Source organism: Dongia soli, from assembly GCF_034044715.1.
GTDB classification, from domain to species: domain Bacteria; phylum Pseudomonadota; class Alphaproteobacteria; order Dongiales; family Dongiaceae; genus Dongia_B; species Dongia_B soli.
Genome location: NZ_JAXCLW010000001.1, coordinates 920540 through 947341 on the forward strand (window position 1 = coordinate 920540; position 26802 = coordinate 947341).

At 62.6% G+C, this 26802-nt stretch carries 24 protein-coding genes; 10 read left to right on the plus strand and 14 right to left on the minus strand.

Going from position 1 to position 26802, the window contains the following annotated elements; translation table 11 throughout:
• Genes SMD27_RS04135 through SMD27_RS04165 form a run of 7 tightly spaced genes read right to left on the minus strand, consistent with a single transcriptional unit; the run spans position 1 to position 6989 of the window.
• Positions 1–630: a hypothetical protein gene (locus SMD27_RS04135; RefSeq protein ID WP_320507057.1), complete on the minus strand. Its 630-nt coding sequence runs from the start codon at positions 628–630 to the stop codon at positions 1–3.
• A 26-nt stretch (positions 631–656) separates the two neighbouring features.
• Positions 657–1421, minus strand: a complete 765-nt coding sequence (locus SMD27_RS04140; RefSeq protein WP_320507058.1) for a polysaccharide deacetylase family protein — start codon at positions 1419–1421, stop codon at positions 657–659.
• A complete protein-coding gene (locus tag SMD27_RS04145; RefSeq protein WP_320507059.1) occupies positions 1418–2563 on the minus strand; it encodes a glycosyltransferase family protein in 1146 nt (381 codons plus the stop codon). Before SMD27_RS04145 ends, SMD27_RS04140 begins: the two co-directional genes overlap by 4 nt.
• Positions 2560–3168, minus strand: coding sequence for a histidine phosphatase family protein (locus SMD27_RS04150; RefSeq protein WP_320507060.1), 609 nt, complete (start codon positions 3166–3168; stop codon positions 2560–2562). Before SMD27_RS04150 ends, SMD27_RS04145 begins: the two co-directional genes overlap by 4 nt.
• Positions 3165–4319 carry a glycosyltransferase family 4 protein gene (locus SMD27_RS04155; RefSeq protein WP_320507061.1) on the minus strand — a complete coding sequence of 385 codons (1155 nt, stop codon included), beginning with the start codon at positions 4317–4319 and terminating at the stop codon, positions 3165–3167. The genes SMD27_RS04150 and SMD27_RS04155 overlap by 4 nt, the downstream gene beginning before the upstream one ends.
• Before the next feature lie 16 nt (positions 4320–4335).
• Positions 4336–5715, minus strand: coding sequence for a glycosyltransferase (locus SMD27_RS04160; RefSeq protein ID WP_320507556.1), 1380 nt, complete (start codon positions 5713–5715; stop codon positions 4336–4338).
• A gap of 29 nt (positions 5716–5744) precedes the next feature.
• Positions 5745–6989: a glycosyltransferase family protein gene (locus SMD27_RS04165; RefSeq protein ID WP_320507062.1), complete on the minus strand. Its 1245-nt coding sequence runs from the start codon at positions 6987–6989 to the stop codon at positions 5745–5747.
• A 342-nt stretch (positions 6990–7331) separates the two neighbouring features.
• Here SMD27_RS04165 and SMD27_RS04170 point away from each other — a divergent pair, with 342 nt between their 5' ends.
• The 3 genes from SMD27_RS04170 to SMD27_RS04180 all read left to right on the plus strand — a co-directional run bounded on the left by SMD27_RS04170 (position 7332) and on the right by SMD27_RS04180 (position 11212).
• Positions 7332–10097 carry an ABC transporter transmembrane domain-containing protein gene (locus SMD27_RS04170; RefSeq protein ID WP_320507063.1) on the plus strand — a complete coding sequence of 922 codons (2766 nt, stop codon included), beginning with the start codon at positions 7332–7334 and terminating at the stop codon, positions 10095–10097.
• Between the two features lie 155 nt (positions 10098–10252).
• Positions 10253–10705 (plus strand): cyclic nucleotide-binding domain-containing protein, encoded by a 453-nt coding sequence (locus tag SMD27_RS04175; RefSeq protein WP_320507064.1) that lies wholly within the window; start codon positions 10253–10255, stop codon positions 10703–10705.
• Positions 10706–10723: 18 nt separating this feature from the next.
• Positions 10724–11212 (plus strand): class I SAM-dependent methyltransferase, encoded by a 489-nt coding sequence (locus SMD27_RS04180; protein ID WP_320507065.1) that lies wholly within the window; start codon positions 10724–10726, stop codon positions 11210–11212.
• Between the two features lie 44 nt (positions 11213–11256).
• On the opposite strand, the gene SMD27_RS04185 is transcribed toward SMD27_RS04180, so the two are convergent.
• Entirely contained in the window at positions 11257–12174 is a 918-nt protein-coding gene (locus SMD27_RS04185; protein WP_320507066.1) for a LysR substrate-binding domain-containing protein, read from the minus strand.
• Between the two features lie 197 nt (positions 12175–12371).
• Here SMD27_RS04185 and SMD27_RS04190 point away from each other — a divergent pair, with 197 nt between their 5' ends.
• The 6 genes from SMD27_RS04190 to SMD27_RS04215 all read left to right on the plus strand — a co-directional run bounded on the left by SMD27_RS04190 (position 12372) and on the right by SMD27_RS04215 (position 19156).
• Positions 12372–12851, plus strand: a complete 480-nt coding sequence (locus SMD27_RS04190; protein WP_320507067.1) for a formate dehydrogenase subunit gamma — start codon at positions 12372–12374, stop codon at positions 12849–12851.
• Between the two features lies 1 nt (position 12852).
• The gene (locus SMD27_RS04195; RefSeq protein WP_320507068.1) at positions 12853–14433 is read left to right on the plus strand and encodes a formate dehydrogenase beta subunit; all 1581 of its coding nucleotides are present in this window, start codon (positions 12853–12855) and stop codon (positions 14431–14433) included.
• 61 nt (positions 14434–14494) lie between these two features.
• A complete protein-coding gene (gene fdhF, locus SMD27_RS04200) occupies positions 14495–17398 on the plus strand; it encodes a formate dehydrogenase subunit alpha (protein WP_452094346.1) in 2904 nt (967 codons plus the stop codon).
• 38 nt (positions 17399–17436) lie between these two features.
• The gene (gene fdhD / locus SMD27_RS04205) at positions 17437–18288 is read left to right on the plus strand and encodes a formate dehydrogenase accessory sulfurtransferase FdhD (RefSeq protein ID WP_320507558.1); all 852 of its coding nucleotides are present in this window, start codon (positions 17437–17439) and stop codon (positions 18286–18288) included.
• Positions 18289–18314: 26 nt separating this feature from the next.
• Complete coding sequence (locus SMD27_RS04210) at positions 18315–18533, plus strand: formate dehydrogenase subunit delta (RefSeq protein WP_320507069.1); 219 nt, start codon at positions 18315–18317, stop codon at positions 18531–18533.
• Between the two features lie 266 nt (positions 18534–18799).
• Positions 18800–19156, plus strand: coding sequence for a hypothetical protein (locus SMD27_RS04215; protein WP_320507070.1), 357 nt, complete (start codon positions 18800–18802; stop codon positions 19154–19156).
• 18 nt (positions 19157–19174) lie between these two features.
• On the opposite strand, the gene SMD27_RS04220 is transcribed toward SMD27_RS04215, so the two are convergent.
• The 3 genes from SMD27_RS04220 to xth form a co-directional block, all read right to left on the minus strand.
• A complete protein-coding gene (locus SMD27_RS04220) occupies positions 19175–19711 on the minus strand; it encodes a cytochrome b (protein WP_320507071.1) in 537 nt (178 codons plus the stop codon).
• Position 19712: 1 nt separating this feature from the next.
• The gene (locus SMD27_RS04225; RefSeq protein WP_320507072.1) at positions 19713–20819 is read right to left on the minus strand and encodes a catalase family peroxidase; all 1107 of its coding nucleotides are present in this window, start codon (positions 20817–20819) and stop codon (positions 19713–19715) included.
• Positions 20820–20938: 119 nt separating this feature from the next.
• The gene (gene xth, locus SMD27_RS04230; protein ID WP_320507073.1) at positions 20939–21724 is read right to left on the minus strand and encodes an exodeoxyribonuclease III; all 786 of its coding nucleotides are present in this window, start codon (positions 21722–21724) and stop codon (positions 20939–20941) included.
• 201 nt (positions 21725–21925) lie between these two features.
• Between xth and SMD27_RS04235 the strand changes: the two genes are divergently transcribed.
• Entirely contained in the window at positions 21926–22063 is a 138-nt protein-coding gene (locus tag SMD27_RS04235) for a hypothetical protein (protein WP_320507074.1), read from the plus strand.
• A 269-nt stretch (positions 22064–22332) separates the two neighbouring features.
• On the opposite strand, the gene SMD27_RS04240 is transcribed toward SMD27_RS04235, so the two are convergent.
• From SMD27_RS04240 to SMD27_RS04250, 3 genes are all read right to left on the minus strand, one after another.
• On the minus strand, positions 22333–23163 hold the full coding sequence (locus SMD27_RS04240; RefSeq protein WP_320507075.1) for a gamma-glutamyl-gamma-aminobutyrate hydrolase family protein: 831 nt from the start codon (positions 23161–23163) through the stop codon (positions 22333–22335).
• Between the two features lie 151 nt (positions 23164–23314).
• Positions 23315–23980: a LolA family protein gene (locus tag SMD27_RS04245; protein ID WP_320507076.1), complete on the minus strand. Its 666-nt coding sequence runs from the start codon at positions 23978–23980 to the stop codon at positions 23315–23317.
• A 46-nt stretch (positions 23981–24026) separates the two neighbouring features.
• Positions 24027–26795 carry an FtsK/SpoIIIE family DNA translocase gene (locus tag SMD27_RS04250; protein WP_320507077.1) on the minus strand — a complete coding sequence of 923 codons (2769 nt, stop codon included), beginning with the start codon at positions 26793–26795 and terminating at the stop codon, positions 24027–24029.
• Between the last annotated feature and the right edge of the window lie 7 nt (positions 26796–26802).

Genomic DNA, 26802 nt, shown 5'->3' on the forward strand with positions numbered 1-26802 from the left:
TCAGCCCAGGCTCGATTGAGGCTGCGCCTGCGCGGCGGTAGCAAGACTGTGGAGCGCGGCGAGATTGTCCTCGCTGACAGGGTCGAGATCGACGCCATTGCGGCGCGCCGCCACGGCGGCTCGCTGGGCGATCGCATTGAACTGCGGCAAAGCGGAATCAAGCGTGAACCTGCTCGCTTCGCTGCGCAGGCTCAGCTCCAGCCAGCCATCGCCGAGGCCGGCCGCACCCTCCGTCTCGCTTTCCGCATTCTCTCCCCGGTCGTCAGCTTGGGACCGCATTCCGCCCAGACGCCCCAGCAACGAACCCATTCCTTTTTTCTTGGTCTTGCGGGGCGCGTAATATCGCAACGACAGGTATTGCAGCCGATCCCAGTGGAGCCGCTGTTCCCCTCGCCAGCCGCGCCATTGCGTCACTGTCATGCCACGATCGTCCCAGGCGACCGTGGTGGTTTGTCGCATCACCGTGCGCAGGGTGTAGACGAGGAAAAGCAGCGTCAACCCAAGGAACAGCCAGATCATCGGATTAGCGCGGTCATATGTGATTACGATCACAAGAGAGATGGCCAGGCCCGCCAGGCCCCGCACATAATCTCCCACCAGCGCCGAAAACGGATAGCGCAGTTGTTGCATTCTTATGTCCATTCCGAGGCGGCCGCTCAGCCCCGGTCGCAGCCGCCGAAAACCTCACCTGTCGATAACCAACGTATCATGGCTTGCCGGGAAAGCCAGTCCTGCAATTGATCAAGAAAAGCCCAGGTCGCGGCGTCGTGTACCAGATGATGGGTTAAGAGGCCGGTCGGTTCGTCGGGATCAGCCTCTCCGACACGCCGCGCGCGCAAATGGCCGGTAAGGAGGCGGAGCGCCGCAACTTCCCCGACAAAAACCTTGCCGCCATGCCAGTCGATGACGTCGATATGCGTGTTGACCTGTAACAATTCCGCAACCGGATATGCGGTGCGGCGCGCCAGATAGGTCGAAATCCCGCAATAGCCCCAATCGGGCAAGGCCGCTAGATGGGCCGGTGCGATCCGGTTCCAAGGCGGCGTCAGCACCGGCAGGGCCCGGTTGCCGAAAGCATCCCGTAAGCTGCGCCAACCGCTGGCGAGGTCCGCGGCAAGTTCGGCCGGACTGCGGCTGCCGCCGAGTTCTGCATTTTTCATCCCGGCGGGCTCATGATTGCGGTGCTTAAAGCCGTGCTGCAAGACCGCGATATCGGGACGGTGCCGCAAGGCGGCAGCGAGGCTCTGCTCCAGCAAGCCGGGAATGACCGCTAAAGCCAGGGGAACGCGGGCCGCCTCCAGCAGCCGCGCCAGTGCCGGCGTCGCCGCCACGGCATCGTCATCGCGCCACCATAACGTGGCAACCCGGCCGGCTTCCGACCATTGCGCCAATTCTTCGGCGAGCGCATCCCAACCGGTCACCTGAGCCCCTCCCCTCGACGCAGCAGGATATCGGCGCTCCGCCGGGCCCCGTCGAGGTCGAGGGCAAAAGCCGCAGCAGGGCTATGATGCCGGTCGATGGCGGCAGCCAAGTTTTGTGCCGTCAGCTCGGCCGGTGGGAGGACGCTGAACACGCCACGTTCCGCCAGCAAAGCGGCCCGCAGGCTCTGCTCGCTTTCGGCACCCTCGGCAAAGGGGACGATGACAGCGGGACAACGGGCGGCGATCAGTTCCATCACCGTGTTGTAGCCGCCCTGGGAGACCGATAACAGGCAGGATTGCAGCAAACGGGTGAAATCCGGCCGAAAGGTTTCGACGATGATATCCGGTGCTGCCGCATGGCGCAAAATTTCCGCATCCCGGGCGGGCAGGTTGCGGCCCGTGATGAAATGCCAGGGCCGTTTGCGATGCCGGCTGAGCGGCCGCGCGGCTAAGGCCGTTGACAGCAGGGGCGCGCCGACGGCGCCGCCGCCGGCCGAGACGAGAATCTCCCCCCGCTCCCGATCGGCGGAAGCGGCCGCAACCGGACGCTCCACCACATAGCCGGTATAGTGCAGGCGATCGGCGATTGCCGGGGCGCCGGCGAAGGTGCGGTCGAAGGTGACGAGGCGGGGATCGCCGTGAACCAGGACGAGATCGATCCGCTGTTTGACGAGATCGACCGCCTCCGCCAGCCGGTCGGGACGGCCCTTATCCACGAGGATATCGCGCAGGGAACAGGCAATCAGCGGGCGGTTCCGGCGCTCGGCAGCTGCTTCTAGCAGAGGCAGCAATTCGAAGCGGAACTGGCGCCGACCGAAAGGATACATTTCGACCAGCAGGATATCAGGCCTGGCGGCGGCGAAATGCGTCAGCAGCCGGTCGCGGCGCGCCGCTTTCCAGCTTTCGTCGATCGGCTTTCCGTCGGCGTCCAGAATGGCGGAAAAGCCGCTATCGGCAGCGGTTGCCGGAGGAAGCTGGATTAGCTGGGCGCCGCCGATATCGAGGCCCTCGACGGGCATCCCGCCGGAAACGAAATCGACCGTGGCTCCCGCTTCGCGCAAGCCCCGGGCAATGGCCGCCGCACGGCGCAGATGGCCGATGCCCAGCAGATGTTGCACATAGAAAAACACGCGCGCGGTCATGTGGGGATGTTCCGGTTCGAGAGAGGAATGTTCAATTGCCGCAAGGCCGGCCGGCCGACGGCATCGAGATCGAACAGATGGGCGCAGCCGAACTGCAGTTTCTGCGGCGGCTTAGCCCGCATATCCCAATCGACTGCCCAGGCATAAAGGGCGCGTAAAACGGCCTTATGGGCGATGCAGACCGTATCACGCCCATCGCGGCCGATCTCAGCCAGTAGCGGTTGCAGCCGCTGCTGGACCTGACGCGGCGATTCCCCGCCGGGCGCGTGAAAATCCAGTCCCATCACCTCACGCTCCTCTACCTCCGCCCCCTTCTCGCCACGTAACTGCGCCAGCGTCTTCCCCTCCCAATCGCCAAAACTCATTTCGATCAGCCGCGGCTCGACCGCGATGGCCTTGCCAGGGAACAGCAGCGCCGCGGTCTCGGAAGCCCGGCGCAAGGGGCTGGAAAGCAAGCGCCAGCCGGTCCAGGCGGCGGCGCCCGGTCGCCAGCTGATGGCGATGCCGCGGCCGGCCTCGTCGAGCGGGATATCGCTATGGCCCTGCAGCCGCTTCGCACGGTTCCAGGCTGTCGGTGCATGGCGGATCATCACTAGGCGGGTCACGCCGGTAGCCCCAGGTCGCGCCAGGTTCGATCCAATATCCGCGCCGCACCGGCGATGTCGTGACGCGCTTCGATATATTGGCGGGCGCGGCAGCCGGCAGTGGCGAGATCGAGCCCCAGCACGCGATTCAGCAAGGCGCCGAAAGCGGCCGGGTCGTCCGCCGGGGCGAGCCAGCCGGTTTCGCTGTCGCGCAGAATGGCGGGCACACCGCCGACCGCGCCGGCAAGCACCGGCAGACCGCAAGCCTGGGCCTCCAGCAGAGCCATGCCGAAAGCCTCATTGACGGCGGGCCAGACCAGCAGATCGGCCGCTGCATAATAGCCCGGTAGATCCTCGGGCGCCTTGGCACCGACCATTGTCACCCGGCCGGGGAAAGGTGCAAACAGCCGCTCGATCTCCGGCCGGGCGGGTCCGTCACCGATGATCACCAGATGCCAGTCGCGCTGGTGGATCGCAGGCAAGGCGGTTGCCAGTTGCCGATAGGAGGCCAGCTTGTCGCCCGGCCGCATCATGCCGACCGCCAGCAGCCAAGGTGCGGCGAAACGCGGCGAGGCAATATCGATGCCGGCCTCGATGGCCATGCGTTGGCGGCTGGCGATCTTGTCCGGCACCACCGGCGCAAAGGCCGCCAGATCGAGAAAGGGCGGCAGGTCAACCAACCGCGCGGTTCCCGCCAGCGGGGCGAGGCAGGCTCTGTCATTGGGATTAAGGCAGAAGATCGCCGATGCCGCGCGGATCGCCTGCTCGGCGCCGCCATGATTGAAGGCCCAGTCCCCCGCGGCGCGCTTCGGCGCATGGCTGGCCTCGGCCAGCAGATAGGGAATATCGAGCGCGGCTGCCACTTTCGGACCGATCCAATCCACCGCCTTGTAATAGAGGTGATAGGTGAACCAGGCCTGCGGGCGCCAGTCGGGAAGCTCTGCACGGTAATGCGCGATCAACCTATCGGCTTCGGCTTCGGCGCGCGCCGCCAGTTCCCGTTGCGCGATCGGATCAGGAGCGGTGATGCGGGCACGCAAACGCGTGGGAATATCGATCTGGGCACCCTGGCGGCGCCAGGCAGCGATCAGCAGGCGCGCCATTGCGCGGTCGCCCGAGGGGATCGGATGATCCGGCGATTTCAGCGGTGCATAGAAGGCAATGCGATGCATTTCACAAGCCGATTGATCAACGTGCCGATTGCCGGGCAATACGCCCTTGCGCTGCCCGGAACGCCTGGTTCGCGTCATCATGCCGAAGATCGCACGCAAAACGCCGTGCGAGATCGGCAATGCCGGTCTCCATGGCGAAATCCGCGCGCAAGCGTTGCGCGCCGGCGATCGCCAGGCTGCGGCGGCGCTCGGGATCGACCAGCAATTCGGCGATCGCATCGGCGAGGGCCGCAGGATCATTGGGTGGGACCAGTAGTCCTGTTTCGCCGTTCCGGATCAATTCCGGCACGCCGGAGATGGCGGTGGCGATCACCGGCAATTCCTGACTCTGCGCTTCCATCAACACATTGGGCAAGCCGTCGCGGTCGCCGTTTTCCGCGATGCAGCTGGCGAGAACGAAGAGATCGGCCGCGCGATAGGCCGCCAGGACTTCCTGCTGCGGCTGGGCGCCGCGCCAGTCGATACGGTTGGCAATGCCGAGTTCCGCCGCGAGCGCTTTCAGCCGGTCCAATTCCGGGCCGCCGCCGATATGGCGAAAACGCCAGTCGAGGGCAGCCGGCAAGCGCGCCAGGGCACGGAGCAGATCGCCATAGCCCTTTTTCGGCACCGCGCGGCCGACCGACAAGATGACGAGCGGTCCATCCGCTGCATCCGGCGCTCGCGTCGCGGCGCTGGTCGAAGTGGCGTCGGGCATCCCGGCTGGCAATGGGAAGCGGCGGAAATCGAGACCGTGATAGACCAACGAGACCTTCCCCGGATCGGCCGCGAGATCCTGCAAATGGTGGTGGCCACCGGCTGTGCAGGTCACCAGCCAGTCGAGACTGGCGAGCTTTTCGCGTATCTCCCAATCCGGAGTGGTCCAGATATCCTTGGCATGCGCCGAGCAACTCCAGGGAATCCCGGTCATCAGGCTGGTGTAATAGGCCACGGCGGCAGGTGTGTGCAGGAAATGCGCATGCAGGCGCCGGACATCGCCATGCTTGCCGGCGATAATCTCCGCCGCCAGCACGCAGGCCTGGCCGAAGCGCCGGCCGCGATTGGTGGTGGAATCGCGCCGCAAATCGCCAAGCCAGACGCGCAGAGCATGCCGGTAGCCGGGCAAGCGCCGCGCCCGCCACCAGCCGCGCAGCACGCGCGCCGGCTCTTGGATGAGATATTCCGGCAGATAGGTGACCGGCGCCACGATCTCGCGATGGATCGGATGGACATGCTTGTCGGTCGGGAAGCGCAGCGACACGATGCGCACCGGCAGACCGCCTTCTTCAAGCGCCCGGATCTCCTGGGCGATGAAGGTCTCCGACAAACGCGGATAGCCTTTCAGCAGAAACAGGATGCCAGGTCCGGTTTGCTGGCCCGGGCGTGCTGCGGCAACGGGAGAGACGGACAAGCGGGGCACGGCACTCAAGGGAAAACGTGCTGTTGCCGCTACTGTGCCTGACGCGCGGCCAGCCGCCGCGGCCCGCCGATCGCGCCGCGCTCCGGCCGGTGCCTGGATCGCTCCAATGCCTGCTGCACGAGGCGATTGAGATTGGGCAGACCATCCAGCAAACCAGGCACCACGACCTCGCTTGGCAAGGCCTGCTGCGGCAATTGCCGCAGCGCCGTGGCCATGGCCCGCCAGGATCGTTCGCCATCCTCTTCCAGCATCGAACAAAGACCCAGTTCCTTGGCCTTGGCGGCACGCAGATACTGTTCCATGCGAGGCTTGGTCCGCGGCACGATGAGTGCCCGTTTGTCGAAGCTGAGGATTTCGCAGAAAGTATTGTAGCCGCCCATCGCGACGACGCCGATGGCGCGGTCCATCAGGGTTTCAAGCTGCGCATCGAAGGTGATGGCTTCGACCTTTTCCAGACGGGCGGCGCGGGCCAGGAATTCCGCCTGGCGTTCCGACTGCATGAAGGGGCCAAGGACCAGCAGCGCCGGATGCGGCATGCGGGGATCGTTCTCATAGGCCCGCAGCACCCAGTCGATGATGTCCTCGCCATCGCCGCCGCCGCCGGTCGTGACCAGCAGATACGGGGCTTCAATCTTCTGCAGGAGTGTGACCGGCGAAGGCTCGCTCGGCAGGCTGCGCTGCAGATAGCCGGTATAGGTCATCTTATGCTGCACCGAGTGCGGCAGATCGATCCCCTCAAGCGGATTGCAGATCTGCGGCAGCCCATAGACCCAGATCGAATCATAAAGATCGCGCAAGGCCGGCACGGCATTCTTGCGCTTCCATTCCGGCACCAGCGAAGCCGGCTCATCCATCACGTCGCGTAGGCCAAGCGAAAGATGGGTACCGCGGTCACGCAGCATCTCCAGCGTCGGGCGCACCTCGCCGCGCAGGCCGAGCGGCTCCTTGTCGACGATGAAGATGTCGGGATCGAAAATATCGGCGGTGTGCTGAATGATCGAGCTGCGCAAAGCGAGGGTTTCGTCGATATCGATCAGCAGGCTGAGTGGCGTGTAATCGCCGCTGCGCAGCTTAATGACGCCGGGGATGCGGATGAAATCCACCCGGGCGCGGAAATTGAAACTGCCGATAATCGGCGAGCCGGTCAAAATGATGACCGACATATCCTTGTTCTGATCGACCAGGGAATGAGCGATGGTCCGGCAACGCCGCAGATGCCCCAGCCCAAAACTGTCATGGCTGTATATAAGGACGCGCGCATCACGCTCGCTCATCGCCTTCTCCGACACGCGCCGTCCCCTGATGTCAAAGGAGGGCGGATTATGACATGTCCCCGAGCGGCCTGGAAAGGCTAAGATTTCCCTTAGCTGGACCGGCCGATTGGGGTCGAAAGGATCTGCCAGCTTGGCTAGGCGGCGTCAATGGCGGGATCGAAATAAGCGGGTTTGATGCCTAATGCTGGTGTGAGCCGGAGCACTGAACCACCGCATCCTGGAGAGAGACGGCCAGGGGTGCTTGCCGCTGCGGGATGCAGCGCCTATCCTTAAGGTAGGAACTCAAGTGCGGCCGGGCAAGGCCGGCGAGAGGCGTGTAACGCTTCCGTTGCAGTCGGATTAATGATGGATCGCAATCTTTTCAAATATATCTGGCGCAATAGCTGGCGCGACCAACTAGCCATTCTGGCGATCGTCCTCATATCGCAGGTCTTCTATTTCATCTCGCTCGACCTGCCGAAACAGATCGTCAACAATGCCATTCAGGGCGAAGCCTTTAAAGGAAAGCCGACCGCGCCCTTTCTGCGGCTGACGCTGGGACCCTATGACTGGCTCGGCTTGCCAAAGGCGACCTTGTTCGACGGCTTTCAGCTCGACCGCGTGAATTACCTGATCGCGCTCTGTTGCAGCTTCCTCTTCTTCGTTGTGCTCAATGGCTGGCTGAAGCAGCGGGTCCAGACCGAAAAGGGCCGCCTCGGCGAGCGCATGCTGCGCCGCCTGCGCTACGAATTGTTTGATCGGATTCTGCGCTTCCCCTTCAGCCATTTCCGCAAGGTCAAGCAGGCGGAAATCGCCACCATGATCAAGGATGAGGTGGAGCCGCTCGGCGGATTCATCGGCGATGCCTTTATCCAGCCGGCCTTTCTGGGCGGAACGGCGCTCACCGCACTTTATTTCCTGTTCACCCAGAGCGTCTTCCTCGGCGGCGTCACCGTTGCCATCCTGGCTGTCCAGGTTGTCGTCATTCCCCGGCTGCGGGTGAAGATTCTGCTGCTTGGCCGCGAACGCCAGATCACCGCCCGGCAGCTCGCCGGCCGCATTGCCGAAGTCGTTGACGGTGCGCAAGAGGTGCATGTGCATGACACCTCGAATTACGAGCGGGCCGATATCGCCAATCGCCTGGGCCATATCTTCAAGATCCGCTTCGATCTCTATCAGCGGAAATTCTTCGTCAAATATCTCAATAACATGCTGGCCCAGACTACGCCTTTCCTGTTCTATCTGATCGGCGGCTACCTGGCCCTGATGGGGCGGTTCGATATCGGCAGCTTGGTAGCGGCGATCGGCGCCTATAAGGATCTGCCAAGCCCGATCAAGGAGCTGATCGACTGGGACCAGCAGCGCCAGGACGTGCAGATCAAATACGACCAGGTGACGGAACAGTTCTCGCCAACCGGTATGATGGACCGCGCCCGACAGGATGTCGGCGCCGAAATCGATCTGCCGGTGGCGCCAATCGACCTGCAGCATGTCGGCTATATCGATGAAAGCGGCGCGCGGTTGCTCGACGACGTGACCCTGACGGTGGCGCCGGATCGCAGCCTGGTGGTCATCGGCCATGGCAAGGAGACATTGGGCTTTCTGCTGGCGCGCTTCGTCGAACCGACCACCGGCTCGATGCGGATCGGATCCCATGATGTCAAGGACCTCTCGGAAGCGGCACTTGGCCGCTACTTCTCTTATGTCGGCGATGAAGCCTATCTCTTCCCGCATTCGATCCGCGAGAATATCATCTATGGCTTGAAGCACCGGCCGGGACCGGTGGCCGGCAGCAACGAGGAGGCGAAGCGCCACCGCGAATGGGAAATCGCCGAGGCGATGCGGGCCGGCAATCCGGTACTCGATATCAACGCTGATTGGGTCGATTATCAGGCAGCCGGCGTCGCCGATGCGGCGGGTTTGAGCATGGCGATTACCGATCTGCTGTCGGTCGCCGAGCTTGACGGCGATGTCTATCACTTCGGCCTGCGCGGCTTCATCGATCCGGCCGAAAGGCCCGAGCTTGCCCAGCAATTCCTGTTGGCGCGCCAGGCGATTGCCGAGCATCTGCGCCAGCCGGGCTACAAGACGCTCGTCGAGCCCTTCGATCCGGAGCGCTACAACAAGAATCTCACGCTGGTCGAAAACATGCTGTTCGGCACGCCAACCAGCCGCACGGGCTTCGATTATGCCCGGCTGGTTGAGAGCCCGTTCTTGACCCAACTGCTCGACCGGCAGGGGCTGACCAACGATCTGCTGCGGATGGGTCAGCATATCGCCGAGACCATGGTCGAACTCTTTGCCGATTTGCCGCCCGGCCATCCCTTCTTCGACCAGTTCAGCTTCATCGCTGCCGATGAATTGCCGGCCTATCAGCAGCTGGTGCAGCGATTGGATAAAGGTGGCCTGGGTGAGGCAACCTTGCTTGACCGGCGCAAGCTGATCGGCCTCACCTTTCCCTATATCGAGGCGCGGCACCGCTTGAACCTGATCGATACGGCACTGGAAGAGCGGCTGTTGAAGGCGCGCCGTACGGTCTTCGAGACCCTGCCGCCGGAGCTTCGTCCTCGAATCGATTTCTACGATCCGGAACGCTACAACGCCGCCGCCTCGGTGCAGGACAATCTGCTATTCGGCCGCTTGGTCTTCGGTCAGGCCCAGGCCCATGCCAAGATCGGCAAATTGATATCCGAGGTGATCGACAATCTCGGCCTGCGTGCCCATGTCATGCAGGTCGGGCTCGATTATCACATCGGTTCCGGCGGCAAGAAGCTGTCGACCTTGCAGCGGCAGAAAGTCGCGCTGCTGCGGGCGCTGATCAAGCACCCGCAGGTCCTGGTGCTGAACAATGCCTTCGCCTTGTTCGACCATGCGACGCAGCAGCGCCTGCTGGACCGGATCCTCAACTACCGCAAGGGCAAGGCAACCGTGCTGATGACCGATACCGCCAGCCTTGCCTGGTCCTGCGAAGATGCCGTGATCTTCAAGGATGGACGGGTGCTGGAGGCCGGGACGGTAGCGGAGCTCGACCAGCCCGACAGCTTGTTGCGTGATCTCGCCGGGCCGCCGCGGCAGCAGCGCGCCGAAGACGAAATCGGCCAGAGCGCGCCGGTGCCGGCGACGGCGTGAGCGAGATGAGTTCGATCGGGCAAATTTGCGGCGGCGTCATCAAAACGTCGCCAAGCCTACCTACAAGCGGCGAAAGACCGTGCAGAGCCACGAGGACGAAATGTTTGGGGACGGTATGTTCGGAGCGACAGATTTTCGCATGATGGAGCGGCAAAATGAGCATCCATGACGATGTCGAAGCCCTGCGGCGCATCCCGCTTTTTGCCAAGGTTGAGCCGTCGAAGCTAAAGCTGATGGCTTTCGCCAGCGAAAGAGCCAGTTATCACCCCGGCGAGACGCTTTTCAGCCAGGGCGATCTTGCGGATGCCGCCTATATCATCCTGGACGGTACCGCCGATGTCATGGTGAACACGCCCAGCGGCCCGCTGAAAGTGGCAGAGATGGGACGCGACGCCTTTGTCGGCGAGATCGGCATTCTCTGTGACATACCGCGTACCGCCACCATCATTGCCCGCGAGCCGCTGACCACCCTCAAGATCACCAAGGAGCTGTTCTTCCGCATGATCACCGACTTCCCCTCGATCGCCATCGAGGTCATGCGGGTGTTGGCGCAGCGCCTCGAACATACCACCGAGCAATTGCGCGACGCAGTTGCCGATCACAAGTAAGGGAAAGACCAACTACCGATGAGTCGCCTAGACAGCTTCATCCGCCGCATGCAGGCGCAGCGTTCCTGCCTCAACCATGCGGCCGAGCTGGTGCGTGAGCTGCCGGGCCATGTATTGGAATTCGGGCTCGGCAACGGCCGCACCTACGATCATCTGCGCGGCCTGCTGCCGGAGCGGAACATCTATGTCTTCGACCGGCAGATCAATGCGCATCCCGATTGCGTCCCGCCCGGTGACCGGATGTTTCTCGGCGATTTCCAGGAGACCCTGCCGCAGGCGGTTGCGCAGCTCGGCGCGACGGCAGTCCTGTTGCATGCTGATTGCGGCACCGGCGACGACGCCGCGAACCGCGTGCTCGCCGATGCCCTGACGCCAAGCTTCGTGAAGCTGGCGAAAAGCGGCGCCGTGCTGATTGCCGACCGGGCGATCAATGCCGGCGAATTTGAGCCCCTGCCCCTGCCCGCCGATGTGTCAGCGGGGCGGTATTTCATGTATCGCCGCGTCTGAGTTCGGATACCTCTTCCAAATCGTCTTAAAGTCGAAGCAGCGCCTCAGCCCAGCCCGGCGGCGAGGTCGACGCTTTTCTGCATGTCGAGGCGGCGGATCGAGGCGATCAGGGTCTTGACCACGGCGAGGACCGGGTCGCGGGCCGAATAGACCAGGCCGATCTGCGGGGCGGGCTGCGGCTCGACCAGGCGCCGCATGCTGAGATCCGGCAGGCCGTTGATCAGCGACAGGAAGCTGAGCGGCAGGATGGTGGCGATCGCGCTGCTCCGGGTATGGGCGATCAGCGAGATCGGCGAATTGGCTTCGATCTGCGCGCGCGGCTCCTTGCCGATGCTGCGGAAGACGCTGTCGATGATGCGGCGGTTCTGCATGTCGCGGGAGAGCAGGCAGAGCGGCAGGGCCGCGGCTTCCTCCCAGGTGACCGTCTGGGCATCGGTTTTAGCGAAGCGGCGCGACTGGATGAGGAAATAACTCTCATTATAGAGCGGCCGGACCCGGACATTCTCCAGCGGCTCGTTGTCGAGATAGGTGACGCCGGCTTCCAGCTCGAAGGTATCGAGGCCGCGCTGGATCTCCTTCGAGGTGAGCGACCGGAGCAGGATATTGACCCCCGGATGCTGGCGGGCGAAGGGGCCGGTAATGAGCGAGGTGACGGGCAAGGCCGAGGGAATGACGCCGATACGCAACTGCCCGGCCAGGCCCTGGCGGGCGAGGCTGAGTTCCTGATGCAGCGCTTCGTAATCGGCGACGATGCGCTGGGCCCAATCGAGGATGGTTTGGCCGTCCGGGGTGAAGCCGCGGAAGCGCTGAGCCCGTTCAACGATCGGAACGCCCATTTCATCTTCAAGATGTCGGATTCCGGCAGAAAGTGTAGGTTGGGAGACGTTGCAGGCGGCTGCGGCACGCCCGAAATGGCGCTCGCGACCGAGCGCCACAAGGTACTGTAACTGCTTGATTAACATAGATTATTTTTCCCACTGCCAACCGACTTAGACGAGCCTCATACCCAGACCGACTGTTAATGTACTAGGCGCGCCATCGGATAATAGATAAGTCCTATCAACTAAGTGACAACTTCAATTTGACCTCAAGCCTTTAGTTGGTGATCGATGATCCTTAACGCGATGTTTGGACCGTTTTCAGACGGGGAGAGAAGGCCGTGACGACGCAAGCGTCCTGGAACCAGGACAGTGCGCGGCAGATTATTGCCGACAAAAAGCAGATGGATGGGGCGCTGTTGCCGATCCTGCATGCGCTGCAGGATCATTTCGGCTATGTCGACGAGGCGGCGGTGCCGCTGATCGCCGATGAGCTCAATCTCAGCCGCGCCGAAGTTCACGGCGTGATCACCTTCTACCACGATTTCCGCCGCCATCCGGGCGGCCGCCATGTGGTCAAGGTCTGCCGGGCCGAGGCCTGCCAGGCGCTGGGCGCCGGTATGTTGGAACAGCATGCAAAGAAGAGCCTCGGGGTCGATTATCATGGGACCACCAAGGACGGCAATGTGACCTTGGAACAGGTTTTCTGTCTCGGCAATTGCGCCTGCGGACCTTCGGTGATGATCGACGACAAGCTTTATGCCCGGGTCTCGCCGCAACGTTTCGATAGCCTCATCGGCAAGCTCCAGGGAGGCCGCTGAGATGGCGATCGATCTCTTCATTCCGATGGATGCGACGGCGGTCGCATTGGGCGCCGACGAGGTGGTCGAGGCGATCCAGCTGGCCGCCAAGAAGGCCAAGGCGGATATCCGCATCGTCCGTACCGGTTCGCGCGGCCTGTTCTGGTTGGAGCCCTTGGTGGAGGTGGCGACGCCGGAAGGCCGCATCGGCTATGGCCCGGTGACGCCGGAAGATGTCGAGGGCCTGTTTGCCGCCAGTTTCCTGCAAGGCGGCGCCCACAAGCTGCGGATCGGCAAGCCGGAAGACCAGCCCTATCTGAAGAAGCAGCAGCGCGTGACCTTCGCGCGCTGCGGCATTACCGATCCAGTCTCCATTCCCGACTATCTCGCCCACGGCGGTTACAGGGGTCTGAAGAACGCGTTTGGCATGGAGCGCGCCGATATCGTCAAGGCGGTGACCGAGTCCGGCCTCCGCGGCCGTGGCGGCGCCGGGTTCCCGACCGGCATCAAATGGCAGACCGTGCTGAAGGCCGAGGCGGATCAGAAATACATCGTCTGCAACGCCGATGAAGGCGATAGCGGCACCTTCGCCGATCGCATGATCATGGAAGGCGATCCCTTCCTGCTGATCGAAGGCATGACCATTGCCGGCTTGGCGGTCGGCGCCAGCAAGGGCTACATCTATATCCGCAGCGAATATCCCCACGCCTTCGCCCAGATGAACCGGGCGATCACCGCGGCCAAGCTGGCCGGCTATCTGGGCGAGAACATCCAGGGCAGCGGCAAGGCGTTCCATTTGGAAACCCGGCTCGGTGCCGGCGCCTATATCTGCGGGGAAGAGACATCGCTCCTGGACAGCCTGGAAGGCAAGCGCGGCATGGTGCGGGCAAAGCCGCCTTTGCCCGCCATCAAGGGTCTGTTCGGCAAGCCGACCATCATCAACAACCTGCTGTCTTTCGCGGCGGTGCCGACCATCCTGGATCAGGGTGCGGAATATTACCGTGATTTCGGCATGGGCCGGTCGCGCGGCACGATGCCGCTGCAGCTGGCCGGCAATATCAAATATGGCGGCCTGATCGAGCTCGCTTTCGGCGTCACCCTGCGGGAGGTGATCGAAGAGTTCGGCGGTGGCACGCTCAGCGGCCGGCCGATCAAGGCGATCCAGGTGGGCGGTCCGCTCGGCTCTTACCTGCCCTACAGCCTGATCGACACCCAGATCGATTATGAAGCGATGGCGGCGGCGGGCGGCATGCTGGGCCATGGCGGTATCGTGGTCTTCGACGACACGGTCGATATGGGCGCCCAGGCGCGCTTCGCCATGGAATTCTGTGCTGTCGAATCCTGCGGCAAATGCACGCCCTGCCGGATCGGCTCGACCCGCGGCGTCGAGGTGATCGATCGAATTTTGGCTGGAACTGACCGCCAGAAGAACCTAAATCTTCTTAACGACTTGTGCGATACTATGCGGGACGGGTCGCTTTGTGCCCTTGGCGGACTGACGCATATGCCGGTCCAGAGCGCGGTCAAGCATTTCGGCGCCGATTTCAATCGGCCGCCCGGCGCCAGTACCGGCGCTACCGCGCCGCGGCACGCAGCCGAATAAGGCCGCCGCAGTGTCAGCCTCCATTACAGTTACAACCGCCGTAGGACGGAAAGGCTAAGTCATGCTTATCAAGGAAATCGATTACGGGACGCCAGCGCCGGCCCAGCCGCGGGTCTGCGGCAGCGGCAATTGCAGCTGCGCTTCCGGCGTGATGCCCGAGGTTCATGTCGATACGCCCCTGGTGACATTGGAGATCGACGGCAATAGCGTGACGGTGCCCCAAGGCACATCGATCATGCGGGCGGCCATGCAGATGGGCACCCAGATCCCCAAGCTTTGCGCCACCGACAGCCTCGACGCCTTCGGCTCCTGCCGGCTTTGCGTGGTTGAGATCGAAGGCCGCCGCGGTACCCCGGCTTCCTGCACCACGCCGGTCGAGCCGGGCCTCAAGGTCTGGACCCAGACCGGCAAGCTGGCGAAGCTGCGCCGCAATGTGATGGAGCTTTATATCTCCGACCATCCGCTGGATTGCCTGACCTGCGCCGCCAATGGCGATTGCGAGCTGCAGGATATGGCGGGTGCGGTGGGCCTTCGCGAAGTGCGCTACGGTTTCGACGGCGCCAATCACTTCGACAAGCCGAAGGACCAGTCGAACCCCTATTTCACCTTCGATCCGACGAAATGCATCGTCTGCTCGCGCTGTGTGCGGGCCTGCGAAGAGGTCCAAGGCACGTTCGCCCTGACCATCGACGGCCGCGGCTTTGCCTCCATGGTGGCGGCGGGTGAAGCGCAGCCTTTCCTCGACTCCGAATGCGTCTCCTGCGGCGCTTGCGTCCAGGCCTGCCCGACGGCGACATTGATGGAGAACTCCATCATCGAAGCCGGCCAGCCTGAGCACAGCGTCATCACCACCTGCGCCTATTGCGGCGTCGGCTGCTCCTTCAAGGCGGAAATGCGCGGCGACGAGGTCGTGCGCATGATGCCTTATAAGGACGGCAAGGCCAATCACGGCCATTCCTGCGTCAAGGGCCGCTTCGCCTGGGGCTATTCGACCCACAAGGATCGCATCACCAAGCCGATGATCCGCGCCAAGATCACTGATCCCTGGAAGGAAGTGAGCTGGGAAGAGGCCATCAATCACGCCGCCAGCGAATTCAAGCGGATCCAGAAGAAATACGGCCGGACTTCGGTTGGCGGCATCACCTCCTCGCGTTGCACCAATGAAGAGACCTATCTGGTGCAGAAGCTGGTCCGCGCGGCCTTCGGCACCAACAATGTCGATACCTGCGCCCGGGTCTGCCATTCTCCGACGGGTTACGGCCTTGCAACCACGCTGGGCACCTCGGCTGGCACCCAGGATTTCGATTCCGTTGACGAAGCCGATGTCATCATGGTGATGGGTGCCAATCCCACCGACGCCCATCCGGTCTTCGGCAGTCGCATGAAGCGCCGGCTGCGGGAAGGCGCGAAGCTAATCGTCATCGATCCGCGCCGCATCGACCTCGTCAAGAACCCGCATATCGAGGCGGATTATCATCTGCCGCTGCGGCCGGGCACGAATACGGCGATGCTCAATGCCTTTGGGCATGTGATCGTCACCGAAGGCCTGATGGACGAGGAATATGTCCGCGAACGCTGCGACCTTGAGGAATTCAATCGCTGGCGTGCTTTTGTGGCCGATCCGAAAAATTCGCCGGAAGCGATGGAAGCTTTCACCGGCGTGAAGGCAGCCGATGTGCGCGGTGCCGCACGGCTTTATGCGACCGGCGGCAATGCGGCAATCTATTACGGCCTCGGCGTCACCGAGCACAGCCAAGGATCGACCACGGTTATGTGCATGGCCAATATCGCCATGGCGACCGGCAATATCGGCCATAACGGCGCCGGTGTTAATCCGTTGCGCGGCCAGAACAATGTGCAGGGCTCCTGCGACATGGGCTCGTTCCCGCACGAACTGACGGGATACCGCCATCTCTCGACGGACTCGGTGCGCCAGCAGTTCGAGCAGGATTGGGGCGTGACGCTTGATCCGGAGCCGGGCCTGCGCATTCCCAATATGCTGGATGCCGCCATCGAAGGCAGCTTCAAGGGCATCTACATCCAGGGCGAAGATATCGCCCAGTCCGACCCGAATATTCAGCACGTGATCGCCGGCCTGAGCGCCATGGAATGCGTCGTCATCCAGGACATCTTCCTGAACGAGACGGCGAATTACGCCCATGTCTTCCTGCCGGGATCGACCTTCCTGGAAAAGGACGGCACCTTCACCAATGCCGAGCGCCGTATCAACCTGGTCCGCCGCGCGGTCAAGCCGAAGGCCGGTTATGCCGATTGGGAAGTGACGATGATGCTGTCGGAGGCCCTCGGCTATCCGATGCATTACAATCATCCTTCGGAGATCATGGACGAAATCGCGCGCCTGACCCCGACCTTCCAGAACGTCTCCTTCAAGATGCTGGAGGAAAAGGGTTCGGTGCAGTGGCCGTGCAACGACAAGGCGCCGGAAGGCACGCCCATCATGCATATGAACGGTTTCGTGCGCGGCAAGGGCCGTTTCATGATCACCGAATATGTCCCGACCGAAGAAAAGGTCGGGCCGCGCTTCCCGCTGCTGCTCACCACCGGCCGCATCCTGGCGCATTACAATGTCGGCGCCCAGACCCGGCGCACCGACAATGTGGTGTGGCATCCCGAGGATGTATTGGAAATGCATCCCCACGACGCGGAGGACCGCGGCATTCGCGACGGCGATACGGTCTCGATCGCCAGCCGCGTCGGCGAGACGACCTTGCGGGTCAAAGTCTCGGACCGCATGCAGCCGGGGGTGGTCTATACCACGTTCCACCATTTCGGCACCGGCGCCAATGTCATCACCACCGACTATTCCGACTGGGCAACCAATTGTCCGGAATACAAGGTGACGGCGGTGCAGGTGCGGCCGACCAATCGGCCGTCGGAATGGCAATCGCAATATTACAAGCAGCGCGAAGCGACGCGCCGTATCGAAACCACGGCGGCCGAATAGGCCGCCGGGGAATTTTTCCGGAGACTCTTCGCGTGGCGATGAAAGCCGAAAACCGGGTCACGGCCATGCGGAGCAGCGATGATAGCGAGGCGCTGCCGCGTGGGCTGCAGCGCCTCGATCTCGTTCGCGTCGACCGCGACGGCAGCCGCCATCAGATCGACCGGGTGGTGCCGGATGAAGTGCCGGTGGCGCTGGTCTATAACGGCATCAGCCATGCCGTCATGATGGCAACGCCGCTGGACCTGGAAGACTTCGCCCTCGGCTTTTCGCTCTCGGAAGGCATCATCGGCGATGCAACCGAGCTTCTGGATATCGAGACTCGGCCGGCCGGCGAAGGCATGGAAGTGCGGCTGGATATCACCGGCCGGGCCTTTGCCGCGCTCAAGGAGCGCCGGCGCAATCTCACCGGCCGGACCGGTTGCGGCCTTTGCGGTGTCGATAGTATTGACCAGGCGGTGCGCGATTTGCCGCGATTGGCCAATGACCGGCATTTCTCCACCGCCGCGATCTTCCAGGCACTGGATCAATTGCCGGCCTTGCAGGTGCTCAACCGCGAATCGCGGACGCTCCATGCCGCCGGCTTCTGCGATGCCGAGGGCAATGTCCGAATTGTGCGGGAGGATGTCGGCCGCCATAACGCGCTCGACAAATTGATCGGTGCCTTGCGCCGGCAAAATATAGACGCATCGACCGGCTTCGGCGTCATCACCAGCCGCTGTTCCAGCGAGATGGTGCAGAAGGCGGTGGCGATGGGCCTGCCGATGCTGGTCGCGGTTTCGGCACCGACCGGCCTTGCCCAGGAACTGGCCGATCGTTACGGCCTAACGCTGATCGCCCTGGCGCGCAGCGACAGTCTGATCATCGTCAGCGAAGGCTGGCGGCTTAGCTAATCAATCGATGTCTCGGGAGTAAGACGGTGAGCAACAATACGGAAACCCTGATCCGGATGGCCAATCAGATCGGCGATTTCTTCAACGCCTATCCCGAAGCGGAAGCGGTGCCGCAGATCGCCACCCATATCCGCAAGTTCTGGGACCCCCGCATGCGCAAGGCGATCCTGGCGCATATTGCCGACCATCAGGGCGAGGGACTGAAGCCGCATGTCCTGCAAGCGCTGAAATCGCTGCCGAACTGAGCTCCCGAAGCTATTCCCCTGTCTTGTGCACGCCGCCGTTCAGAAATGGCGGCGTGGCAGCCTTCTGTCGGTGCCACCGGGCTTTTGAGAGCTGAAAGAGACAGCGCCGGCAGTCCCTTGCCTGGGTCGAGGCCATCGATCACTTTTTCTTGTATCCCGTGTCCCCACCAACTGATCACAGGAAAATCACGCGCGCTTCGTTAGAAGTATAGGCGGGGCACATCAGATGCCCTTGCTAAAACGGTTTTTCTGCGAGGACAGGAAACATGAAACCGATCAAGACGAAGCTCATGCGACATTTTTCGGCCAGCCGGCTCATTTTCGGCGGCCTGTTTGCCGCCGGTATCGCACTAGCTGCTTCGTCAGCTTCCGCCGATGACTGGAAACACGGCCATCACGACAACGGCCGCGGTCATTCCCGGGAATATTATCATCAACGGCCGAGCGTGGTGTATGTCCGGCCCCAGCGCGTCTACGTCCAGCCCCGGCCGGTCGTGGTCGCGCCTCGGCCGGTCGTGATTGCCCCGGCGCCGGTCTATGTGGAGCCGGAACCGGTTTATGTCGAGCCGCAGCCGATCTATGCTGCGCCCTCGGTGAATGTGGTGATCCCGCTGCACTTCTAATCGATAGAGAGGTTCTTCCTAACGCCGCCGCCCGGTGGTCATGCTCTGGAACACACCGTCACGGAAGATCAGGGCATGCAGCAAGGCGGCGGCGAAATGCGCCAGGATGAGGGCGAACAGCAACAGCGCCAAAACCGTATGGATCTGCCGCAAGACGGCATAGAGCATCGGGTCATGCGGCAGGATCGCCGGCAGATGCACGGCCCCGTAAAGCACGATCGGATTGCCTGCCGCCGAGAGCATCGCCCATCCAACCAGGGGCAAGGCGATCATCAGAACATAAAGCAGGATATGCGAGGCATAAGCCACCCAGCGCTGCCAAGCCGGCATGTCAGCCGGTAAAGCGGGCGGTGGGTTGATCTGCCGGTTGATCAGGCGGATGACCGCCAGCACCAAAATTACGATACCGAGGGGTTTGTGGATCGAGACCAGCCAGTAATAGTCGGTCACCGAAGCCACCATGCCCACGCCAATGAAAAGCATGGCGAGGATGAGGATCGCCATGAGCCAATGCAGCAGGCGCGAGAACACCGGAAAAGGCTGATGCTGGGTCATCTCACGGTTCCTTCGCTGTATTGTCGATCTGGACTGCGCTCGGCGTCTTGTCTTCGCCGGCGCGCCGTGTGAAGGACCGTGAATAGACCGCCGATCGGGCGCTGAGCAGCGGGTCATCGGAGGCTTCGATGCCGCTCGGCAGGACCAGCGGATCGAAATTGATGTCGCGGCAATTGTCTTTGGCCTCGCTGGCGATGCGATCGATGGTGAGCGTGCCGACATCGACCTTTTCGCGGTCATCGGGCCAGGCGACAGTCGCATCATTGGTGGGATCGTCCGCTTGCCCGATAGTGACGATCAGATGCCACTGCACCGGACCTTGTTTCAGCCGCGCCGCCAGGGCATCGAACAGATAGTTTTTATCGCCGGTCTGAGGCTGCTCTGCGCTTTGCGCCACGAAGGGATCGACCGCGGCCATGGTCCAGCGCACCGGCATGACGGTGCCGGCCTTGTTCACGAAACGGAACGCATCGAGACTGTTATAGCTGGCATCGGCGAAGCCGGAGGAGAAAGGCTTCGCACCGATCGCCTTCATCGCCTGGGCGGTCTTCGGATGGCTGTCGACGAAGGCCTTCATTTTCGCCGGATCAGGCTTGCCTGTTGCAGGGTCGGGCATCGCCGCCTGCATCTGACCATAGAAATCTGCCGGTGTCGGGAAGGGAAAGACCGGTATGTCATTCATGCCGGTGCGCCACTCCTCGCCATTGGCAGGGCGGAAGCTCAATGCCATGCTGCGCACCGCCTTCGGTCCATCGGCCATCATCGGCATGCCGCCGGCCAAGGCGAAGCGGCCGACCACCGGCACGATGCCAGGCTGGAAGATCACGCTTTTGGAGAGGCGCACGCCCTGGCCGTTACTGGCGAAATTACCCGCAATACAGACGCCCTTGGCGTGGTTGCGGCGGAAGCCCGGATGGACGCCATTGGCCTGCTGGAAGCCATCGACGAAACTGGCTGGCGTCAGCTTATCGGGGCTGAGCCAGCCAGCGACAGCGGCGAAAGCGACGGCGCTGCAGCCGACAATGATGCCGATGCCGATCAGGCGGGCTAGCATTTTGCCGTTGCGAAAAACAGAAAGATCGTAGCGGGAGGATTTGTCGGGCGGCATCCTGAGCTCCACGCGGTTTCAGTGCGGTTTGGAGGGGACGACCGAAGACGGTCAAAGGTAAGACACCCCAGATATCAGTTTATTCCGCCAGTTTATTCCCCCCGCTCGTCGCTGTCTTGCTAATCGATGTCCACCACCACCGCCACATGATCCGACGGCTGGGTCCAACTGCGCATCTCGCGCAGAATCTTCGCCGACTTGACCCGCGAGGTCATCGGCGGCGTAGTCCAGACGTGATCCAGCCGGCGGCCGCGATCATTCTTCTGCCAATCCGGGGAGCGATAACTCCACCAGGAATAGAGCTTGGTCGGCTCCGGCGTGAAATGGCGGATCGGATCCTGCCACTGGCCGGCCAACTGCATCGCGGTCAGTTTCTCGACCTCGATCGGGGTATGGCTGACGATCTTCAGAAGCTGCTTATGGGACCAGACATCGTGTTCCAGCGGTGCGACATTGAGATCGCCCACCATGATCGCGTTACGGGTCTTGTTCTGGCCCGCAAACCAATCCTTCATCTCGTCGAGAAATTGCAGCTTGTGGGCGAATTTGACGTTCTTTTCGGGATCGGGAATATCGCCCCCCGCCGGGATGTAAAAATTATGCAGCTCGACATCGCCACCGAGCACGACGACGCCGTGCCGGGAATCCGCCTTCTTGCACCAGTCCTGAGGGTCGCGCGCGTTGAAAGGCAGCTTCGAGAGGATTGCGACGCCGTTATAACCCTTCATGCCGTGACGCAGCACATGGGGGAAGCCCAGGGCCTGCACGTCCTCCATGGGAAACTCGCTGTCCTGAACCTTGATCTCCTGCAGACAGACGACATCCGGCTGTTCGGCCTGCACCAGGCGCCGCAACAAATCCATTCGCAGGCGTAGCGAGTTGATGTTCCAAGTAACGAGACGCATTTGAATTTCCCAGCTGATCGAGACGCCCCTTCTTAATGGCAAATGCGGCCGCATGAAAGCCGCCGATGCCGGTAAGCCAGCACGCGAATGCGGCACCATCCTAGGCCTAGCGGAGATTCACGAAATCTTTCCGAATTCGCGTCAAGCTATCTGCAAAGATCCCGCAAATTGCCGGATCGCCGCTCCGTTGCAGGACCGAAAATGACCCAGTCTTCTGCCCGCTCTCACCGCCGCCACGCCCGCGTCGTCGCTGCCAGCCGCGCATCGCTCAGCATGATCGATATGCTGGCGCTTGGCGCACTCAGCACCGCGACGATTGTGATGTTGCTGGCCTTATAAGGATTTGAAAGACAGAACGCCCGGCCAGGGGAAGACCGGGCGTTCCTTCTCCTTTCGGAGGCCAATCGCGGTGGGGGAGACCGCCAATTGGCGACCACAACCATTGCAGTCGCGGCCTTACTGTCTAATGATTTGGTCATGTGGCGCGGCTTTTCAACGGCCAAATCTGCATGTTCACGCATATCTGAACGAGCTTCGCCGCATATCTCGGGCAGTATATTGCGCTACACTTTTTCCGAGACTCACAGCGTTATGAGTCGGTGCGCAATTTACGCGGCAGGCCGGCGTGTTGCGCGACGTTGTTGAGCAAATTCCCGAGCCGCGTCACCGAATGCTTTGAACAGTTTCATTGAATCCGGATTTTCGGTCGCTTTGTATTCAGGATGCCACTGTGTGCCGATGGCGAAGCCGGTGTGATCCTTGACGCTGATAGCCTCGATGACGCCGTCATCGGCCTGACCTTCGATCACCAGCCCATCGGCCAGACGATCGATGCCTTGCCAATGGACCGTATTGACCATGGTTTTCGTCTTGCCGAGCACCCTGGCGAACTGGCCGCCTGGCGTGAAGCTGACATTATGCCGAGCCTGATAAATGGCATCGTAATCGGCATCGTTTGGCGCCCGGTGATCAGCATGGCCAGGGACGTCATGGATATGGGTGTTGAGCGTGCCGCCCAGGGCGACATTCAACTCTTGGAAGCCGCGACAGATGCAGAAGACCGGCATCTTGCGGGCGAGCGCGGCCTTGACCAGCGGCAGGGTAATGGCATCGCGGCCGGGATCTTGCGGACTGTCTGGACGGTCTGGCGCGCCACCATAGAGGCTGACGGCAACGTTGGACGGGCTGCCGGTGAAGAGGACGCCATCGACATGATCCAGCAGCGCCTCGACCGGCAGGACCGGGCCTAGCGCCGGGAACGACAAGGGATAGCCGCCGGCCGCCTCGATCACCGCCCGCAGATATTTGTCGCCCACCGTATGATAATTCTGGCCGTCGATGAATTTGATGCACATCGGCACGGCGATGATCGGCGCGTCGGCGGGAAGCTGGATGGCGGTAAGCGGTGCAGCGGGGGCTGACGTTTGATTTGTCGACATGATGTCACGCGGCCTCAGGATTCCACAAAAGCTGGCAATACTATGAGTCTAAGCATCCCTTGTCCGCTTTCCAAGCCGCAGCCTTGCAGCCCGGCCATCGCAGGATTGCGGGGCATGTTGGAGCCGGATGGTTCAGTCGATAGGCAGGCGGTCAGTTGCGCTTGCTTTTACGTTTCGGCGTGGCAAAGAGCTCGTTGGCGAGATCGACGCCGAAACGGGCGTCATAGAGCCCGACGCGCACTTCCTGGTTCTTCTTGTCGATGATGGTCCACTGGCGCAGCTCGAGGGGGCGGTCGCCGAATTCCAACAGCACGCTGCCCGCATCCGGCTCGTCGGTCTGGACCAGGCCGATCTCGAAAGCGCCAGGCGCGCGCTTGAAGGAGGTGATGGTGACATCGCCGCCCAATTCGACCTTGTCCTTCAGCAGGAACCACATCGGCGATAGCGATAGCGGCACCTGGTCGAGATTGTTCAGTTCGCCGTCGTAATAGCTGAGAGCAATGCCGTCGGCGACCAGCAGGATCTTGTTGGGCGGATCGTATTCCACCCGCAGCCGGCCCGGCCGGCGCAGATAGATCTTGCCGAAAGCCAGGCCCTGCGACGGGGAATATTGCTGGAAACGGGCTTCGACCGAATGCAGGTTGTTCAGGTAATCCTCGATCCGGGCGACATCCTGCTTGTCTTGGGCGCTAAGGGCGACCGGCTGCGGTTTTTTGGCACAGGCCACCGGCAATGCCACGCCGCTCACGGTGAGGCTGCCGAGCGCCGCTGCGGTCAATTGCAGGCAACGGCGACGGCTGATCTCAAATCTGCTCACAATCAATTCCTAACTGGCGATCCCTATTGGCGATGCAAGGCTAAGATCAATCGGCCTCGATGTTGCGGGCCAGAACCTCGCGCTTGCCGACATGGTTCGCCGAGCTGACAACCCCTTCCTTCTCCATCCGCTCAATCAGCCTGGCAGCGCGGTTATAGCCGATCTGCAGGTGACGCTGGACGAAGCTGGTGGAGGCCTTCCGCTCACGGCAGACCAAAGCCACTGCCTGATCATATAGGTCATCGCCCGAGCCACCGCCAGCCGGCGCGACCATTTCATCGCCATCCAGCCCTTCTTCCTCGGCGGTAACCTCCTCGATATAGGCCGGCTCACCTTGTTCCTTCAGGAACTGGACGATGCTCTCGACCTCGCGGTCGGACACGAACGGACCGTGAACACGGGTCACCCGGCCGCCGTTCGCCATATAAAGCATGTCGCCCTGGCCAAGCAGCTGTTCGGCGCCGGTCTCGCCAAGGATGGTACGGCTGTCGATCTTGGTCGTTACGTGGAAGCTGACCCGGGTCGGGAAATTCGCCTTGATCGTGCCGGTGATGACATCGACCGAGGGGCGCTGGGTCGCCATGACGATATGGATCCCGGCGGCCCGCGCCATCTGCGCCAGACGCTGGATCGCGGCTTCGATATCCTTGCCGGCGACCAGCATGAGATCGGCCATTTCGTCCACCACCACGACGATGAAGGGCAGAGGATTGAGATCGAACGGCTCTTCCTCATAGATCGGCTTGCCGGTCTCTGGATCGAAGCCGGTCTGTACCCGGCGGGTCAGTTCCTCGCCGGCCTTGCGAGCCTGTTCCAGCCGCTGGTTGTAGCCATCAATATTGCGCACGCCGAGCTTCGACATGGAGCGATAGCGGTTCTCCATTTCCCGCACGACCCATTTCAGGGCGACCACCGCCTTGCGCGGCTCAGTGACGACCGGCGAGAGGAGATGCGGGATGCCGTCATAGACGGACAGCTCCAGCATCTTCGGGTCGATCATGATGAACTTGCACTGATCGGGCGTCAGCCGATAGAGCAGCGACAGGATCATGGTGTTGATGGCGACCGACTTGCCGGAACCGGTGGTGCCGGCGATCAGCAGATGCGGCATGCGGGCGAGATCGACCACGATCGGCGCGCCGCCAATATCCTTGCCGAGGACCAGAGCCAGCTTGGCCTGGGTGGATTGATAGCTGTCATCCTCCAGCAGTTCCCGCAAAGCCACGGTTTCGCGCTGGCGGTTCGGCAATTCGATGCCGATCACGCTGCGGCCGGGCACCACGGCGATACGGACCGAGACCGCGCTCATCGAGCGGGCGACGTCGTCGGCGAGGCTGACCACGCGGCTGGTCTTGGTACCCGGGGCCGGTTCGAGTTCGTAAAGCGTTACCACCGGGCCGGGCCGGACCTTGACGATCTCGCCCTTGACGCCGAAATCCTCAAGCACGGTTTCCAGCAGCCGGGCATTCTTCTCCAGGCTCTCCTCGTTGATTTTTTGCACGGCGGCATTGGCGGCGGGCCGGGCCAGGAGATCATGCGGGGGCAATTCAAAATCGCCCTCTTCCAGCGCCAGGCTCGGCTGGACGGTACCGCGTTTGGCCGCCTTGGCAGGCGCCTTCTCGCGGGGCGCCGGCGCAGCCACCAGAGCGCGGGTCCGGGCGGAAGGCTGGGAGAGCGAGGGCTGCATGGCCGGCTCGTAATCGGGCTCGATGGCCGGCGCGCCGGCCAGATGCTGACCGCGGCGATAGGCGCGCTCGCCGGCATCCTCTTCGACAAAATGCGGTTCCTCGCGATGGGGCACATTGCCCTCGCCGCCCAGCAAGGCGCGGCCGGCTGCGACCAGCCTATGGCGCCAGCCGCCACGCGGCGGTTGATGCTGCGGGACATCCGCGCCGTCCATTGGATCGTCATCCCGGTTATCGGCGTAACGATTGCCCATCTCACCATTGCCGGCCTCACGACCGCCTGGAGCGAGATTGCGCCGGCCGCGCTCGATCACCAGCCCCACCTGCCGGCCGGCATTGGCCACATTGCGGCCGAACCGCAGATAGCTATGGATGCCGATGCCAAGGGCGAAATAGAGCGTCACCAGGGCCAGGGCAAGGCCGATCAGTGCCGGCAGGGCCAAAGCCGAGCCGAGGATCGGCGGGACGCCCAGCGCCAGCAAGAGCCCGGCGACGCCGCCCGGGCGGTCAGTTCCCTGGCCTGCTCCGGTTTGACTGGTCCGAGCGGCAGCCTGGTCGTCGGGTGCGTCGCTGTTGAGGCCGGCGGAGCCGCTGAGCAGCAAGTGGCCGGCGAAACCGCCATAACCGGCGGTCCAGGGCCAGGGCGCCGGGGTTACGGTGATGACAGTGCCGGAGCTGGTTGCATCCGCTGCCTTGCCTGCTGCCGGCTTGGCGGTTGCGACTGGCCCACTGCTGGGCAAGCCGGCCGCGGCCAGGGATAGCAGCAAGGCGGCAACCGGCACCAAAGCGAGGCGCAGCCACCAGCGCGGCAATGCCCGGTCGCGGATCAGACGCCAGCCCCAGGCTAAAGGGGCAGCCACTAAAGCGATGACACCAAGCCCGACTCCCTGCAGCGCGAAATCAGCGACATAGGCACCGAGTGGCCCCATCAAATTCTTGGTCGGCTGGTCGACGGCACGGTTGAAACTGGGATCGCCGGAGGATGCGGTCAGCAGCGCCAGCAATAGCGCCAGACCGAGGATGATCAATGCGCCGCCACCCGCCTCCGCCAGCCGTCGCTGCAGAAAGCCCAAGAACCCGCCGCTCACAGCAGGGGGCTGCATGGACCGCGATTGCGCGTGATCCGTCATCAAACTT

What these genes read in the sequence shown, in the direction of transcription:
- SMD27_RS04135 (WP_320507057.1), bottom strand. Translation starts at nt 630, where the DNA reads ATGCAACAACTGCGCTATCCGTTTTCGGCGCTGGTGGGAGATTATGTG.
- SMD27_RS04145 (WP_320507059.1), bottom strand. Translation starts at nt 2,563, where the DNA reads ATGACCGCGCGCGTGTTTTTCTATGTGCAACATCTGCTGGGCATCGGC.
- SMD27_RS04155 (WP_320507061.1), bottom strand. Translation starts at nt 4,319, where the DNA reads ATGCATCGCATTGCCTTCTATGCACCGCTGAAATCGCCGGATCATCCG.
- SMD27_RS04165 (WP_320507062.1), bottom strand. Translation starts at nt 6,989, where the DNA reads ATGAGCGAGCGTGATGCGCGCGTCCTTATATACAGCCATGACAGTTTT.
- SMD27_RS04170 (WP_320507063.1), top strand. Translation starts at nt 7,332, where the DNA reads ATGATGGATCGCAATCTTTTCAAATATATCTGGCGCAATAGCTGGCGC.
- SMD27_RS04175 (WP_320507064.1), top strand. Translation starts at nt 10,253, where the DNA reads ATGAGCATCCATGACGATGTCGAAGCCCTGCGGCGCATCCCGCTTTTT.
- SMD27_RS04180 (WP_320507065.1), top strand. Translation starts at nt 10,724, where the DNA reads ATGAGTCGCCTAGACAGCTTCATCCGCCGCATGCAGGCGCAGCGTTCC.
- SMD27_RS04185 (WP_320507066.1), bottom strand. Translation starts at nt 12,174, where the DNA reads ATGTTAATCAAGCAGTTACAGTACCTTGTGGCGCTCGGTCGCGAGCGC.
- SMD27_RS04195 (WP_320507068.1), top strand. Translation starts at nt 12,853, where the DNA reads ATGGCGATCGATCTCTTCATTCCGATGGATGCGACGGCGGTCGCATTG.
- fdhF (WP_452094346.1), top strand. Translation starts at nt 14,495, where the DNA reads ATGCTTATCAAGGAAATCGATTACGGGACGCCAGCGCCGGCCCAGCCG.
- fdhD (WP_320507558.1), top strand. Translation starts at nt 17,437, where the DNA reads ATGAAAGCCGAAAACCGGGTCACGGCCATGCGGAGCAGCGATGATAGC.
- SMD27_RS04215 (WP_320507070.1), top strand. Translation starts at nt 18,800, where the DNA reads ATGAAACCGATCAAGACGAAGCTCATGCGACATTTTTCGGCCAGCCGG.
- SMD27_RS04220 (WP_320507071.1), bottom strand. Translation starts at nt 19,711, where the DNA reads ATGACCCAGCATCAGCCTTTTCCGGTGTTCTCGCGCCTGCTGCATTGG.
- SMD27_RS04225 (WP_320507072.1), bottom strand. Translation starts at nt 20,819, where the DNA reads ATGCCGCCCGACAAATCCTCCCGCTACGATCTTTCTGTTTTTCGCAAC.
- xth (WP_320507073.1), bottom strand. Translation starts at nt 21,724, where the DNA reads ATGCGTCTCGTTACTTGGAACATCAACTCGCTACGCCTGCGAATGGAT.
- SMD27_RS04235 (WP_320507074.1), top strand. Translation starts at nt 21,926, where the DNA reads ATGACCCAGTCTTCTGCCCGCTCTCACCGCCGCCACGCCCGCGTCGTC.
- SMD27_RS04240 (WP_320507075.1), bottom strand. Translation starts at nt 23,163, where the DNA reads ATGTCGACAAATCAAACGTCAGCCCCCGCTGCACCGCTTACCGCCATC.
- SMD27_RS04250 (WP_320507077.1), bottom strand. Translation starts at nt 26,795, where the DNA reads ATGACGGATCACGCGCAATCGCGGTCCATGCAGCCCCCTGCTGTGAGC.